The 15,363-nt window shown below is 73.4% G+C and carries 11 protein-coding genes, 1 tRNA gene and 1 pseudogene; 9 read left to right on the forward strand and 4 right to left on the reverse strand.

What is annotated here, in order from left to right; genetic code table 11:
- Window positions 1–75 precede the first annotated feature (75 nt).
- The gene (locus DY240_RS15030) at window positions 76–1,434 is read right to left on the reverse strand and encodes a zinc-dependent metalloprotease (protein WP_119660667.1); all 1,359 of its coding nucleotides are present in this window, start codon (window positions 1,432–1,434) and stop codon (window positions 76–78) included.
- A gap of 75 nt (window positions 1,435–1,509) precedes the next feature.
- On the opposite strand from DY240_RS15030, the gene DY240_RS15035 reads away from it, so the two are divergent.
- From DY240_RS15035 to DY240_RS15055, 5 genes and pseudogenes are all read left to right on the forward strand, one after another.
- Window positions 1,510–2,616 carry an NAD-dependent epimerase/dehydratase family protein gene (locus DY240_RS15035; protein ID WP_233552749.1) on the forward strand — a complete coding sequence of 369 codons (1,107 nt, stop codon included), beginning with the start codon at window positions 1,510–1,512 and terminating at the stop codon, window positions 2,614–2,616.
- 2 nt (window positions 2,617–2,618) lie between these two features.
- Window positions 2,619–3,041 carry a molybdenum cofactor biosynthesis protein MoaE gene (locus tag DY240_RS15040; protein ID WP_119660669.1) on the forward strand — a complete coding sequence of 141 codons (423 nt, stop codon included), beginning with the start codon at window positions 2,619–2,621 and terminating at the stop codon, window positions 3,039–3,041.
- 72 nt (window positions 3,042–3,113) lie between these two features.
- Window positions 3,114–3,626, forward strand: a complete 513-nt coding sequence (locus DY240_RS15045; RefSeq protein ID WP_119660670.1) for a SigE family RNA polymerase sigma factor — start codon at window positions 3,114–3,116, stop codon at window positions 3,624–3,626.
- Window positions 3,627–3,915: 289 nt separating this feature from the next.
- Window positions 3,916–4,398, forward strand: a pseudogene (locus DY240_RS33355) (hypothetical protein); the annotation flags it as partial.
- A 530-nt stretch (window positions 4,399–4,928) separates the two neighbouring features.
- Window positions 4,929–5,978, forward strand: a complete 1,050-nt coding sequence (locus DY240_RS15055; RefSeq protein ID WP_119660672.1) for a YlbL family protein — start codon at window positions 4,929–4,931, stop codon at window positions 5,976–5,978.
- 3 nt (window positions 5,979–5,981) lie between these two features.
- Here the strand turns inward: DY240_RS15055 and DY240_RS15060 are convergent, their stop codons facing one another.
- Window positions 5,982–6,506, reverse strand: a complete 525-nt coding sequence (locus tag DY240_RS15060; RefSeq protein WP_119660673.1) for a PPA1309 family protein — start codon at window positions 6,504–6,506, stop codon at window positions 5,982–5,984.
- Between the two features lie 242 nt (window positions 6,507–6,748).
- On the opposite strand from DY240_RS15060, the gene DY240_RS15065 reads away from it, so the two are divergent.
- Window positions 6,749–9,616 carry a UPF0182 family membrane protein gene (locus DY240_RS15065; RefSeq protein WP_233552751.1) on the forward strand — a complete coding sequence of 956 codons (2,868 nt, stop codon included), beginning with the start codon at window positions 6,749–6,751 and terminating at the stop codon, window positions 9,614–9,616.
- An 831-nt stretch (window positions 9,617–10,447) separates the two neighbouring features.
- On the opposite strand, the gene DY240_RS15070 is transcribed toward DY240_RS15065, so the two are convergent.
- Entirely contained in the window at window positions 10,448–10,942 is a 495-nt protein-coding gene (locus DY240_RS15070; RefSeq protein WP_119660675.1) for a GNAT family N-acetyltransferase, read from the reverse strand.
- A gap of 93 nt (window positions 10,943–11,035) precedes the next feature.
- Between DY240_RS15070 and DY240_RS15075 the strand changes: the two genes are divergently transcribed.
- Window positions 11,036–11,112: transfer RNA gene (locus DY240_RS15075), tRNA-Met, on the forward strand.
- 52 nt (window positions 11,113–11,164) lie between these two features.
- Here the strand turns inward: DY240_RS15075 and DY240_RS15080 are convergent.
- Window positions 11,165–11,752, reverse strand: a complete 588-nt coding sequence (locus DY240_RS15080) for a DJ-1/PfpI family protein (protein WP_119660676.1) — start codon at window positions 11,750–11,752, stop codon at window positions 11,165–11,167.
- 70 nt (window positions 11,753–11,822) lie between these two features.
- Between DY240_RS15080 and DY240_RS15085 the strand changes: the two genes are divergently transcribed.
- Together DY240_RS15085 and DY240_RS15090 are read left to right on the forward strand one after the other, a co-directional pair.
- On the forward strand, window positions 11,823–12,815 hold the full coding sequence (locus tag DY240_RS15085) for a GlxA family transcriptional regulator (RefSeq protein WP_119660677.1): 993 nt from the start codon (window positions 11,823–11,825) through the stop codon (window positions 12,813–12,815).
- The gene (locus tag DY240_RS15090) at window positions 12,812–15,358 is read left to right on the forward strand and encodes a helix-turn-helix transcriptional regulator (protein ID WP_119660678.1); all 2,547 of its coding nucleotides are present in this window, start codon (window positions 12,812–12,814) and stop codon (window positions 15,356–15,358) included. The genes DY240_RS15085 and DY240_RS15090 overlap by 4 nt, the downstream gene beginning before the upstream one ends.
- Window positions 15,359–15,363: the final 5 nt, after the last annotated feature.

The raw sequence follows: 15,363 nt of genomic DNA on the forward strand, positions 1-15,363 counted from the left end.
CTCGACGACGCCACAGCGCACTCGGCGGCCTCCCACCGATCAGCCGCCTGCCACCAACGTGATGGCCGGGTACACCTAGGACGGGCTGCCGCCGTTCTCGTCCTCCGGCGGCGCCGGGGTGTCGTCGAGCCCGGACATGTCCCACTCGTCGGTGACGAGGAAGGCCGCGGGGTCGGCGAGGTCGTCGGCCGACGGCATGAGGTCGGGGTGCGCCCAGACGGCGTCGCGGCCATCGGTGCCGCGGGCCTCGCGGACCGCCGCCCAGAAGTCGGCGGCCTCGCGCAGCTTGCGCGGCCGCAGCTGCAACCCGACGAGCGTCGCGAAGGTCTGCTCGGCCGGCCCGCCCGACGCGCGGCGGCGGCGGACGGTCTCGCGCAGCGCCGGCGCCGACGGCAGCCGGTCGGCCGTGGCCTGTGTGACGACGTCGTCGACCCAGCCCTCGACCAGCGCCAGCGCCAGCTCGAGGCGGTCGAGTGCGGCCTGTTGCTCCGGCGTCGTCGGCACGTCGAACAGCCCGCCCTCGAGCGCCTCCTGCAACGCCTCGGGCCGCTGCGGGTCGATCTCGCGCATCTTCTCCTCGATGGCGCTGGTGTCGACGCTCACGTTGCGGGCGTACTCCTCGACCAGCGCGACGATGTGCGCGCGCAGCCACGGCGCGTGGCCGTACAGCCGGACGTAGGCGGCCTCACGCAGCGCGAGGTAGAGCGTGACGTCGCGCGGCTCGACCCCGAGGCCCTCGCCGAAGGCGCGGACGTTGGCCGGCAGCAGCGCCGGGTGCCCGGCGGCCAGCGGCACACCGACGTCGGCGGACCCGACCACCTCGCCGGCGAGCCGGCCGATGCTCTGACCGACCTGAGCGCCCCACATGGAGACGCCGACCTGCTGCATCATGCCGATGAGCGGGCCGGCGGCCTGGGCGACCTCGGGCGGCAGCGACTTGCTCATGGCCTCGGAGACCCGGGCGGCCAGCGGCTCGACGAGGTCCTTCCAGGCGGCCTGGGTCCCCTCGACCCACTCCGCGCGGCTCCACGTGCGCGGCGCGCCGCCGGTGGACGGGAACGTGGTGGCGTCGTCGAGCCAAGTGTCGGCGAGCCGGAACGCGTCGTCGACGTCGCGCCGGTCGGTGCCGCTGACGGAGCGGTCGCCGGCGGCCGAGACGACCTCGCGCGCGGCCTGGTTGGCGAGGTTCCAGTTCACCGGCCCGCCGGACCAGGACAGCATCTGGCCCAGCTGCTGGAACATGGCGCCGAGGTCGGGGCTGCCGCCGGGGCCGCCGGGAGCCCCCGGCCCGCCGCCGCCGAACATGCCGAAGAGCGCGCCGAACGGGTCGTTCGGGCCGGGCCCGCCGGAGCCACCGGAGCCGGAACCGGACTTCTCGGGCTGGTTGTCGTCCGGGTCGTCGGCGGAACGGAAACCGAAGGGGACATCATTCATGGCAGCGCCTCAGGCAGGATGGGAAGCGTTCGGGAGCGCCTCATGCGTTCCACGGTAGTCGTTGAAGGGGATTTCGTGGGCAGACAGTCGGGCCGGGTTCGCGCTGGGCGCAACGGCGGCAACGGCCTGGTGATCGCGGTCACCGGCGCCGCCTCCGGCGTCGGCCGCCTGCTGGCCGCACGGCTGGCCGCCAGCGACGACGTCGCCGAGGTGGTGGGCCTCGACGACGCCCGCGGCGACGTCGACGGCGTCACCTGGCGCGTGATGGATCTCACCGATCCCGCCATCGTCACGCGGCTCGCCGGCGTCGACGCCGTCGTGCACGCGGCCGTCGACATCGGCATCACCGACGACCCCGCCGTGCGCTCGCACCGCAACGTGCGCGGCACGCAGACCATCCTGACGGCGTCCGCGGCGGCCGGCGTGAAGCACGTCGCCGTCCTGACCAGCGCGATGGTCTACGGCGCGCAGCCCGACAACCCCGTCCCGCTCGACGAGGACGCACCGCTGCGCGCGGAGCCGGACGGCTCGATCATCAGCGACCTCCTCGAGATCGAGGATCTCAGCGCCCGGGCGCCGCGGTCGCACCCCGGTATGTCGGTGACGGTGGTCCGCCCGGCCGCCGTAGTCGGCCCGGGCGTCGACACCGTCCTGACCCGCCACTTCGAGGCGCCGCGGCTGCTGGTCGTGCGCGGCAGCGAGCCCGCCTGGCAGTTCTGCCACGTCGACGACCTCGCGTCGGCGCTGGAGTACGTCGTGCTGCACGACGTCGCCGGGCCGGTCGCCGTCGGCAGCGACGGCCACCTCGACCAGGCGACCGTCGAGGAGCTGTCCGGCCGCAGCCGCATCGAGCTGCCGGCCTCGTTCGCGTTCGGCACGGCGCAGCGGCTGCACCGCCTCGGCGTCACCCCGGCGCCGGCCAGCGAGCTGCACTACGTCACCCGGCCCTGGGTCGTGGCCGCCGAGCGGCTGCGCAAGGCCGGCTGGCAGCCCCGGTACGACAACGCCGAGGCGCTGCGGGCGCTCATGGAAGAGGTCGGTGGCCGGCACGCGCTGGCGTCGCGACGCATCGGCAAGCGCGACGCCGCCACGGCGGCCACCATCGGCGCCGCCGGTGCCACCGTCGCGATCCTGGGTACGGCGGTCGTCGTGCGTAAGGCCCGTCGCCGGAAGAGGACTTGAACATGGACGTCATCCGGCTGCTCGACGTGCGGCCCGACCCGCTCTCCGTCGACGAGGTGCTGGCCGCGGTGTCCGACCGCGGCGCCGGCGGCACCGTCGTGTTCGTCGGCACGGTCCGCGAGGCCGACGGCGGCCGCGACGTCACCAGCCTCGACTACGAGGCGCACCCGACGGTCGCCGACGTGCTCCGTACGGTCGCCGAGAAGGTCGCCGCCGGCACGCCGGTCCGCGCGCTGGCCGCCGTCCATCGCGTCGGCCACCTCGAGATCGGCGACATCGCCGTCGTCGTCGCAGCCGCCGCCGACCACCGCCAGGAGGCGTTCGCCGCCTGCCGGCAGCTCATCGACGACCTCAAGCGCGAGGTCCCCATCTGGAAACACCAGCGCTTCGACGACGGCGGCGAGGAGTGGGTCGGCTCGCCGTGACGCGAACCGGCTGAAACGTCCGGGCCTCCTCATAGCGTCCTTCTGGGTGAGGACGACGAACGGAGGCTGGCGGTGGCCGGCAGCGCGGAAGGCTTCAAGGAGTTCGCCACGTCGTGCAGCGGCCGGTTGTTCCGGACGGCCTGGCTGCTGACGGGCGACTGGCACCTGGCCGAGGACCTCGTGCAGGAGACGCTCGGCAAGGTGTACCGCGCATGGACGAAGCGCAGCCGGCCCGACGATCCCGTCGCCTACGCCCGCACGACGCTGGTGCGCACGTTCATCACGCACCGGCGGCGGCGCGGTTCGGCCGAGCGACCCTCCGACGCGCTACCGGACCTGCCGGCCGGCGAGACGGACGTCGCGCTGCGGGTCACGCTCATCGACACGCTGGCCAGGCTCGACGCGAAGGACCGCGCCGTTCTGGTGCTGCGCTACTGGGAAGACCGCAGCGTCGACGAGACCGCGGCGGAACTCGGGCTGTCCGCGGGCGCCGTGCGCTCGCGCAGCTTCCGTGCGCTCGACCGGCTCCGCGCCGTTCTGGGCACCGACGGCCTGACCCCCACGACCCAGAACGAGGTGAGCTGAGTGACCATCGAGGAAGAACTCGAGCTGGCCCTGCGGGCCGAGGCCCTGCGCATCGACCCGCCCGTCATCGACCTCGTCGAGGGCGGGGTCGCGCGCGGCCGCGCCATGCAGCGGCGACGACGGACCCGGCTGGCGGTCGGCGGGGCGGCGCTGGTCCTTCTGGCCGGGGCCGGCACGGTGCTCGCGGTCCCGTTGCTGGGCGGCGGAGCCGGTCGAGCCGGCGGCGCTGGACCCGGACGCCGTCGTCGACGCCGCCGTCGCGCTCCTGCCGCCCGGCGAGGTCACCGACGTGAACGCCGGGTCCGAGGGCGTGGCGTCGGTGTGGCTCGACTTCGTCTACGACGACGGGCTGGGTGCCAGCTGGATGAACGGCTCGGTCGCACTGACCTCCGGCGGCGCCGTGCCGCGGTGCGCCACCGGCGCCGAGGGGACGTGCGAGGACCACGTGCTCGACGACGGCACCGTCATGCTGCTGGAGACGGGTCCCTACTACCAGGACGGACGCGAGCCCGGCCGGCTGCTATGGCAGGCGACCGCGGCGTCCCCCGATGGGCTGACGGTGCGGCTCAGCGAGATGAACACGCCCACGGAGAAGCGGTCCGAGCCTAGCCGCGAGCAGCCGCCGCTGTCGTTGGAGCAGCTGGCCGCCGTGGTCACCGACGGCGTGTGGCGCGAGCTGACCGCGGGCCTGGCCGCCGCGGCCGAGGCGGAGCGCGCCGCGCAGGAGCTCGCCGACGAAGCGGCCGCGGCGGCCGCCGCCGCGGCGGAGGCGNTGGGCGCGGAGTTGGCCGCCGACCTCGGCCCGGGCTGGGTCGCCGGTGGCACGGACATGCCGTTGTCGGCGGTGCCGTCGCCCGAGGTGCGGGCCGGGCTGCCGGCGGGATACCGCGGCGCCATCGTCAACCGCGACGTCTACGCCGCCGGCACCATGAGCCTCGAGGACCTCTGCGCACCGGGCATCGAGAAGGGCCTGGAGTCGCTGCCGTGCGAGGCGGCGGGCGAGGGCCTCTGGGTCCACCGGGTGCGGTCCGTCACCGACGACCTCGCGCCCAGCGATGCCGTCCAGGACGACGTGTCGGTGGTGTACGTCCTCGACGACGGCCGGCTGTCCCACGTCCGCGTCTGGGTCAGCGAACCGGCCGAGACGTCGACGGCCGCGCGGCGGGCCGCGGCGCTCGACTGGCTCGAGGAGCAGATCGACGATCTCGCCCGCGCCGCCGCGGCCGCCGTCGCGGGCGACCAGGGCTGACCACGTACTCTTACGGTGTCCGTGCCCGTTCACCGTGAGGACCGCCCACACCGATGACCCGCCGATCCGCGACGCTGGCCGTCGCCGGTGCCCTGATCGTCGCGCTCGTCGCGGTCGCGTCCCTGTTCCAGCTGCCCTACGTCGTGTACTCGCCCGGGCCGGTCGAGGACACGCTGGGGGAGTGGAACGGCCAGCAGGTCATCCAGATCGACGGCGCCGAGACATACCCGACCGAGGGCGTGCTCGACCTCACGACGGTCGGCGTGACGTCCGCCGACGCCGAGCTCGACCTCCTCACGGCGCTGCGGGCGTGGCTCGACCCCGACCGCGCCGTCATCCCGCGCGAGCTGGTCTACCCCGAGGGCACGACGGCCGAGCAGTCGCGGCAGCAGAACGCCGCGATGCTCGCCAACTCGCAGCAGAACGCCGAGGTCGCCGCGCTGCGCAAGCTCGGCTACGACGTTCCCGAGAAGGTGGTCGTCGACGCCGTGGTCGAGGACGCCCCGGCCGACGGCATCCTCGAGCCCGGTGACGTCGTCGTGTCCGTCGACGGCAACGCCATCGCCACCCCCGAGGACGTCGTCGAGGCCGTCACCGCCCACGAGCCCGGCGAGACCGTCACGTTCGTCGTCGAGCGCGACGGCGCGGAACTCACCCAGCGCATCGAGACCATCGCCGCCGAGGACGACGGCCGGGCGCTCGTCGGGTTCAGCCCGGTGCTCGGCTTCGACCTGCCGGTCGACATCGAGATCGGCATCGACGAACGCATCGGCGGCCCGAGCGCCGGCATGATCTTCGCCGTCGCCATCTACGACACGCTCACCCCGGGCGCGCTGCTCGACGGCGCCCACGTCGCCGGCACCGGCGAGATCCGGCCCGACGGCACGGTCGGCGCGATCGGCGGCATCCAGCAGAAGATCGCCGCCGCCAACCACGACGGAGCCGATCTGTTCCTCGCCCCGGCCAGCAACTGCGACGAAGCGGTCGGCGGCAACAACGGCGACATGCGGGTGGTCCCCATCGAGACGCTCGACGACGCCGTCAGCACCATCGAGGCGTTCGTCGCTGGCGACACCGACGACCTCGCCTCCTGCCCGGCCTGACGCTCAGCGGAACGTCTCGGCCAGGGCGTTGCCGAGCTCGGGCGACAGTTCGGCCCCGCGGATGAGTTCGTCGTCGGCTTCGTGGCCGCGGATGCGCAGCACCGAGGCGCGGGTGCCGTCGCGCATGACGCCGACGACGACGCGGACGTCGGAGCGGTCGGGGTGCTGCTGCGCCCAGCGCGCGGCGGCGCCCTCGTCGTCGGGCATCTGCTCCTCGGCGCCCGGCGGCAGCACGATGCGCTCGAGGACCAGCGCGCAGCCCGTGACGGTGTCGGGCCAGGTGATCTCGACGAGAAGATCCTCGATGGCCCGGCCGGCGACGTCCTGTTCGATGGGGGTGAGCGAGTCGGCGGGCGCGCCGGGCTCGATGCCGATGCTCGCCGCCAGGGCGGGCTCGCGCGACAGCAGGTCGGCGGTCGGCGCAAGGGCGTACAGCCGGGCCGGCTGATCCCACCCGTCGCCGCGGACGTGCTGTTCGATCTCCGCGATCGCGCGGACCAGGGCGCTCGGCTGGTCGTCCGTGCTCATGACGGCATCGTCGCACGCGCGGCGACGGCCCGCGAAACCGGTCACGACCGGGCGACGAACCGGTCACGGTTCACGCAGAAACGTCCGCTGACAGCGATGTTCCGACCGCGGGTCGGAACCGCGGGAGCCGGTGAGATAGTTTTCCAGGGGTGAGCCAGGACATGCCCCGACCCGCCGGACCATTCCGTGGAGCGCCCCAACGACGGTCGCGCGCGCTGCTGCCCACGCTCATCGTGCTCGGCGTGCTCGTCGCGTCGTACGTGCTCATCGTGACGTTCTGGACCGACCGGCTGTGGTACCAGTCGGTCGACTTCACCCAGGTGTTCACGACGCAGCTGATCACGCGCATCGGGCTCTTCGTGGTCTTCGGCCTGCTCATGGCGGCGTCCGTCGTCGTCAACGGCATGATCGCCTACCGCGTCCGGCCGCGGTACCGGCCGATGAGCGTCGAACAGCAGAGCCTCGACCGCTACCGCGACGCCATCGACCCGGTCCGTACCTGGGTGCTGACGGCGGCCGCCATCCTGCTCGCGATCATGGCCGGCGCCAGTGCGGCCGGGCAGTGGCAGACGTTCCTGCTGTGGCGCAACGGCGGCGAGTTCGGGCAGGACGACGCCCAGTTCGGCGTCGACCTCGGCTTCTTCGCCTTCGACTACCCGTGGTGGCGCTACGTCGTCAGCTACGGCTTCGCGGTGGTGGTGCTTGGGCTGGTCGTCGCGGCCATCACGCACTACATCTACGGCGGCATCCGGCTGCAGACGGCGGGGCAGAAGGTCAGTCCGGCCACCACGGCGCACCTGTCGGTCCTGATCGGACTGTTCGTGCTGCTCAAGGCCGCCGCCTACTGGCTCGACCGGTACGCGCTGGTCATGCAGGACAACGACCGCTTCACCGGCGCGTCGTACACCGACGTCAACGCCGTCTTGCCGGCCAAGACCATCCTGATCTTCGTCGCGTCCATCTGCGCCATCCTCTTTTTCGTCAACGTCTGGCAGCGCAACTGGATGCTGCCGGGCATCGGGCTGGGCCTGCTGGTGCTGTCCGCCGTCCTGCTCGGCGGCCTGTGGCCGTTCCTCGTCCAGCAGTTCCAGGTCCGGCCGAGCGAGGCCAGCCGTGAGCGGCCGTACATCGAGCGCAACATCGAGGCGACCCGCGATGCCTACGACATCCAGGACGTCGCGACCGAGGAGTACGTCGCCACGACCGAGATCCGCGAGGGTCAGCTCGCGCAGGACTCCGCGACCATCCCCGGCATCCGCCTCATGGATCCCAGCGTCATCCCGCCGGCGTTCCAGCAGCTGCAGCAGGTCCGCGGCTTCTACACGTTCAGCGACCCGCTCGACGTCGACCGCTACACGGTCGAGGGCGACGACGGCGTCGTGGCCGAGCAGGACATGGTCGTGGCCGTCCGCGAGGTCGACTCCGACGGCATCCCGGCCGAGCAGCGCAACTGGATCAACGAGCACACCGTCTACACCCACGGGTTCGGCGTCGTCGCCGCGTACGGCAACACCCGCGAGTCCGACGGGTCGCCGAACTTCGCCGAGGAGGACATCCCGACGCAGGGCGTCCTCGGCGAATACGAGCCGCGCATCTACTTCGGCGAGAACTCGCCCAGCTACTCCATCGTCGGTGCGCCCGAGGGCACCGACCCGGTCGAGTACGACATCCCCGAGGACCCCGATACCGGCGGCGAGCGGCGCAACACCTACGACGGCGACGGCGGCGTGCCGATCGGCTCGTTCTGGAACCGGCTGCTCTACGCCACCCGGTTCCAGGAGGCCAACTTCCTGCTGTCCGACCGCATCAACTCCGAGTCGCGGCTGCTCTACGACCGCAACCCGCGCGAGCGCGTCGAGAAGGTCGCGCCCTGGCTCACGGTCGACGCCAACCCGTTCCCCGCCGTGGTCGACGGTCGCGTGGTGTGGATCCTCGACGGCTACACGACGCTGAACTCGCTGCCCTACAGCCAGCGGGTGTCGCTGAGCGAGGCGACCAGCGACTCGCGGACGGCCCGGCCGGCGCTGGCCGCGCAGCCCGACGACTTCATCAACTACGTCCGCAACTCGGTGAAGGCGACGGTCGACGCCTACGACGGCACCGTCACGCTGTACGCCTGGGACGAGGACGACCCGGTGCTGCAGGCCTGGATGAACGCGTTCCCCGACTCCGTGCAGCCGCGTTCTGAGATCCCGACGCCGCTGATGGACCACCTGCGCTACCCCGAGGACCTGTTCAAGCTGCAGCGCAACATGCTCGAGCAGTACCACGTCACCGACGCCTCCACGTTCTACGGCGGCCAGGACCGCTGGGTGGTGCCGGCCGACCCGTCCTCGAACGTCGACGTCAAGCAGCCGCCGTACTACCAGACCATCCAGCTGCCCGGCGCCGACGCACCGATGTACTCGCTGACGACGACGTACACGCCGCGGGGGCGGCCGAACCTGGCCGCGTTCATGGCGGTCAACGCCGACGCCCGCAGCGAGGACTACGGGCAGCTGCAGATCCTGAGACTGCCCAGCAATACGCAGATCGACGGTCCCGGCCAGGTCGCCAACGACTTCGAGTCCAACGCCGACGTCGCGCAGGAGCTGACGCTGCTGCGGTCCGGCGATGCCGAGACCCAGCTGGGCAACCTGCTGACGCTGCCGGTCGGCGGCGGTCTGCTGTACGTCCAGCCGGTCTACGTCGCCCGGGCCACCGGCGAGGCCGCCTACCCGCTGCTGCGCCGCGTCCTGGTGCAGTTCGGCGACAGCATCGGTTTCGACGACACCCTGCAGGGCGCGCTCGACCAGATCTTCGAGGGCGACGCCGGCGCGGGCACCGAGGAGCCGCCGGTCACCGAGGAGCCGCCCACCGGGGAGGAGCCGACGCCGCCCACGGAGACGCCTCCGACGACGGAGACTCCGACCACCCCGCCCGAGCAGCCGGCCGACCTCACCGCCGCGCTCGAGGCCATCCGCATCGCCTGGCAGGACGCGCGCGACGCACAGGCCGCCGGCGACTGGGCCGAGTACGGCGCGGCGCTCGAGCGGCTCGACGAGGCGATCGCCCAGGCCGAGGTGCTCACCGGCGGCGAGGGCGCCGGCGGGGCCACCTCCGGCGAGTAACAGCGCAACCGGCACGGAGCCGTCACCCGTACCGGGGTGGCGGCTCCGTCGCGTTGGCTGTCCCTGCTGCGTTGGTCCCGTCCCCCTGCTGCCCGATTGTCTTGGCCGCGTGTGCGCGCCTCAAGCGGACTATGGGGGCGCTTCGCGCCGGCGATGACCGCTTGACCCGCGCACACGCGGCTAAGAACGGGCAGCTATCAAGGGGACAGGGGGAGTGCGGCGACGGCTCTCGGGGCGTGTTGGCCGTGACGTTGGCTGAGGGCGTGGGCGTGATCCGGCGTGACGACGAGTCGCCGGTGTCGGTTGTTCGTCGGTGATGTCACCGTGACGCTCCGGGATCAGGGTGACGCCCCGGAAACCGGCGCTCGCGGCTCTGAAACGGGGCGCTATCCCTCGGCTACCGGAGCGTGTGCCGGTTTGCGGGGCGTCACCGAACGATGCGTCCGCGTTTCTGTGTGAGGTTGGTGTCGTTGCGCGTCCACGTGGTGAGATTTCGCCGCGATTCGCGGGCCATCACGAGGATTACCCCAGCGTCAACACCCCTACAGGCATGTTGAAGCTCACGTAATCCTCGTGATGTAGGCGATCGTGGATGATCATCGCTGTCCACAGCCCGACAAAGCACGCGAAACGGGCAGGACAACGCCGAGGCGTGCCCAGATCCTCCCCGTCCCCCTGATAGCGCCTAGGGCCACGGCGAAGCCGCGGGTCAAGTCCGCCCGTCGTCGCGAAGCGACTCCATGGCGGACTTGAGGCGAGGGTTCGCGGCAAGAGAATGGGGCAGCAGGGGGACGGGGAGCCACCCGGCGAACGGCCCAACGAGACGGCCACTCACACCCTGCGGTGGTAGGCGATCAGCAGGAAGCCCGGGATCGGTTCGTGGTCGCGCTCGGGTGTGCGGACGAAGCCCAGCCGCTCATACAGCCGGTGCGCGGTGTGCATGCGCGGCAGCGACGACAGCACCACGGCGTCGTCGCCGTGTTCGCGGGCGAGGTCGAGGCAGGCTTGGACCAGCGCTGCGCCCACCCCGCGTCCGCGCGCCGCGGGATCGACGGCGAGCATGCGGAACTCGGCCTCGCCCGGCCGGGCGACCTCGACGTACGGACTCGGCGGACGGCAGAACGTGACGGCGCCCAGCACGGTGCCGTCCTCGTCGGCCGCCACCAGCAGTGTGGCCTGGTTCGAGCGGCTCGCGATGTCGGACAGTTCGTCGGCGTACTCCTCGTCGCCGTCGAGGAACCCGTCGGCGTCGTACGCGGCGACCGTGATGCGTGCGACGGCGGCGTGGTCGGCCGGCCGAGCGGGGCGCACGTGAAAGTCCGTCATGTCGCATATTCTGGCGTCGGCCACTGACACCGAAAAACGGCCGTCCGCGCGATTTGGCGCACCGGAGCCGATCACGTAGACTGTTCTCAGCGACGCGGGGTGGAGCAGCTCGGTAGCTCGCTGGGCTCATAACCCAGAGGCCGCAGGTTCAAATCCTGCCCCCGCTACCACGGAAGGCCCGGACATCAGTCCGGGCCTTCGCCATGTTCGGACCGCGTTCGTTCAGCGGCGCCAGACGGTGCCGCGCCGATCGTGGCCGATGAAGCGCTCGATCTCCACGGCCAACCGCGGGGCGCCGAGCCGCTCCGCGACCAGGTACAGCCCCAGGTCGAGGCCGGCCAGCCAGCCACTGCCCGACGTCACCAGGTCGCCGTCGTCGACGATGCGGGCGTCGACGACCTCGGCCCACCTCGCCAGGTACTCCATGTCCGGGCGGTACGTCGTCGCCGGGCGGCCGGTCAGCAGGCCGGCCGCGCCGAACAGCAGCGCGCCCGAGTCGATCCCGCACATCAGCAGCCGCTCGCCGGCCTGCTCCTTGAACGTCCGCAGCAGTACCGGCAGCGGGCTGGCCTCGATCACGTCCAGGTCCCAGCCGCCGGCGACGAGCAGCGCGTCGGCGCGCGACGCATCCCAGCGGGCCAGCCCGCCGAACCGGGTGCCGTAGCACCCGGTCACCTCCGGCCGCCCGTCGGCGGTCACGAGCACGGGCTCGACGTCCGCGCCCAGCAGCCGGGCGCGGGCCAGCACGTCGAACGTCAGCAGCGCGTCCATCTCGGCGATGCCGTCGTACATCAGCACCTCGGCCCTCATCCGGCCAGTCTCCGAGGCGACGCGCCGGGCGGGCCACGGCAGGAATGCCAATCTTCGATAGATTCACGCCATGCATACGGTGGTCGTGCTGGCGTTGCCGGGCGTGGTGGCGCTCGAGCTGGCCATCCCCTTCCAGGTGTTCTCGACGGCGCGGGCGGCCGCTTACCGCACCCCGCGGCTGACCGGCGACGGCCGGCTCTACGACGTCCGCATCGGCGCGCCGCAGCCGTCGCTGGCCGCGACCGCCTCGGGCGGCACCGCGTTCGCCGTCGCCGGACTGGAGCCGCTGGAGGTCGTCGAGGCGGCCGACACCGTCATCGTGCCGGCGGCGGAGTCGTCGGCGGCTCCGCCGGCATCCGTGCTGACGGCCCTCCGCGCCGCGCACGCCCGGGGCGCACGGATCGCCTCGATCTGCACCGGCGCCTATCTGCTCGCCGCCGCCGGACTGCTCGACGGCCGCCGGGCCACCACGCACTGGGCCCACGCCGACGACCTCGCCGCCCGCCACCCGGCCGTCGACGTCGACCCCAGGGTGCTGTTCGTCGACGACGGCGCCGTGCTCACCGCGGCCGGTGTCGCGGCGGGCCTCGACCTGTGCCTGCACCTGATCCGCCGCGACCACGGCGCCGCCGCGGCTGCGTACGTCGCCCGCCGCATCGTGATGCCGCCGCATCGCGAGGGCGGCCAGGCCCAGTACCGCACGGAGGCCGACGACGCCCGGGACGGCGGTGAGCTCGTGCCGACCCTGGCCTGGATGCGGTCCCGCCTCGCCGACGATCTCCAGCTCGCCGACATCGCCCGGCACGCGTCCATGAGCACCCGCACCCTGGTCCGGCGGTTCCGTCAGGAGTGCGGCACCACGCCGCTGCAGTGGCTGATCCGCCAGCGGCTCGACAGCGCCCGCGAGCTGCTGGAGACCACCGCCGTGCCGGTCGAGGAGGTCGCCCGTCGCGCCGGCTTCGGGACCTCGGCCTCCCTGCGCCAGCACTTCGCCCGCCGCCTCGGCACCAGCCCGCTGCGGTACCGGCGGACGTTCCGGCAGCCCGAGCGCGTCCCCGCATGAGCGAACCCGCCACCGTCGGAGTCCCGCGGCTCTCGCGCGACCACCTGAGCCGGCCGCGGCTGCTGGCCGCGCTCGGCGACGGCGAGCTGCCGCTGCGCGTGGTGCGGGCACCGGCGGGCTATGGCAAGACCGCGCTGCTCGCGGAGTGGGCACGGCAGCGCCCGGCCGGCTCGGCGACCGTCTGGGTCACCGTCGACGACGAATGTGCGACGCGGCTGGGCTTCTGGGCGCGGGTCGTGGCGCTGCTCGGAACGGTCGACGAGGACCTAGCCGGCGTCGAGGTCAGCGCGGACGCCGTGGGGCACCTGCCGGCGCTGCTGCCGCCGCTCCTCGATGCCGCGCGGCAGCCGCTGACGCTGGTCGTCGACGCCGCCGAGCAACTCGACCCGCAGGTCGAGCGCGACCTGCTGCGGCTGGTTCGGCACACCGCGCGGCTGGAACTGGCCGTCGGCACCCGGCGCTCCGGCGAGCTCGCCGACCCCGCGGCGGCGCTGAGCGTCGACGCCGTCACCGTCGGCCCGCGGATGCTGGCGTTCACCGCCGACGAGACCGCCCAGCTCGCAGCGCAGGTCGCGAGCCCGCTGACCGCCGAGCAGGTCGGCGCGTTGCACGAGGCGAGCGCCGGCTGGCCGCTGGCCGTCCGCGCCGGGGTGCGGCTCCCGCCGGAACACCCCTGGCCGGCGGCGCACGAGGTCGACACGCTCTCGCGCCTGCAGCGGATGCTCGTCGGCGACCTCGAGGAGCTGCCCGGCTTCGACGACCTCGTGCTGCTGTCCGTCGTCGACGGCGTCAGCCCACGGCAGGCACACCTGCTCGGCGTCGACCTCGACGACCACCCGATGCTCGCCGCCGTCGAGGCGCGCGGCCTGGGCGGCTGGGACGAGGGCCCCGGCGAGCCGCGGTTCCGGCTGCAGCCGCTGGTCCGCGACGCCCTGCGCCGGCGCCTCGACGACGACCGCCTGCGCGAGGCCCACCAGCGGCTGGTCGACTGGTACGAGTCGCGCGGCGACCGCGCCGGCGCGTTCGAGTCCGCCCTCATCGCGCAGGAGTGGCAGCGCGCCCGCGCCCACCTCGCGCAGGCGTTCCGCGAGGTCGCCGCCGGGCTGGACCGGCACTGGGTGCGCCGGGTCGACATTCCCAAGCCGGTGCTCCGGGCGCAGCCGCTGCTCGCCCTGTTCGTCGCGGTGGGCCACTACGCGATCGGTGACGTCGCCAAGGCGGTCCGCCTGCTCACGGCCGGCGTCGCCACGGCGGAGTGGCAGCGGCTGTCCCGCCACGGCCGGGTGAGCGTCGACCACGTCTGGATCCAGGGCATGCTCACGCTCGGGCTGCGCTTCGCCGGCCGCGACGAGCTGGTGCAGCCGGCGCTGCGCCGGCTGCACGCGATGTTGCCGCGCGCGGCCGACCCCGCCGGCGAGCTCGATCACCTCCGGCCGCTCATCGTCACCCAGACCGCCTCGACCCACCTGCTGCTGGACCGCATCGACGACGCCGTGCGCGCGCTCGCCGAGCTCCCGCCCGCCGTGCCGGGCGGCGGGAGCGGCACGCTGCACCCTCAGTCGCTGACGGTGCTCGCCCACGCCGCGGCCGGGCGCATCACCCAGGCAAGGGCGGCGCTGGCCGAGCTGGTCGACTCCCGGCTCCCGCGGTTCTTCAACGCCGGCTTCTACGCGATCCCCAAACACATCGGAGCCGCCTACATCCACCTCGAGGACCACCGGCCCGACGCCGCCGACGCCGCGCTCACGCAGGTCCTGCCGCACTGGCCGACCGTGGAGTGGTGGCCGCTGGTGCTGCACGCCCGCGCGACGCAGCGCTGGCACGCCGCCGGCCCGGCCGAGGCGCTGCAGCTGCTGGAGACCGGCCTGGCGGACAAGCGCCGCAAGCCGCTCGGGTCGGCGATGCGGGCCATGCTCACCGCGCTGCGAGCCGAGCTGCTGCTGGCCGCGGGCCGCCCCGCCGAGGCCCGCGGGCTCATCCCGTCGCGGCGCATCCGCCCGTACCCGCGGCTGGCCGTCGCCAAGGCGCGTGGCCTGCTGCTCGACGGTGACCACCCCCGTGCGCTCGCGATCGCCGCCGCACCGGAGCACGAGCACCGCGCCACGCCCCGTGACCGGCTGCACCTGGACCTGATCGCCGCCTCGGCGCGCCTGCGCTCCGGCGACCCGGCCGCCGCGGCACGGGCCTTCGCCGGCGCCGTCGCGCTGTCCGCCGACACCGGACTGCGCACGCCGTTCGCCGCCATGCCACGATCGGACTTCCGCACGCTGGCGGCGGGCGTGCCGGACGGCGGCGAGCTGCGCGCCGACGTCGAGCGCTACCGGCAGCTGTACCCCGAGCCCGACGCGCTGGTGTCGCTCACCCGGCGCGAGTCGGCCGTGCTGGCCGAGCTGGCGACCCCGGACACCCTGCCGCTCATCGCAGGCCGGCTCGGAGTGGCGGCCGGCACGGTGAAGAGCCAGTGCCGCTCCATCTACCGCAAGCTCGGGGTATCCGGCCGGGACGAGGCCGTGGCCGAGGCCCGCCGCCGCGGCCTGCTCTGAGCGGG

Source organism: Jiangella rhizosphaerae, from assembly GCF_003579925.1.
Taxonomy (GTDB): Bacteria; Actinomycetota; Actinomycetes; order Jiangellales; family Jiangellaceae; genus Jiangella; species Jiangella rhizosphaerae.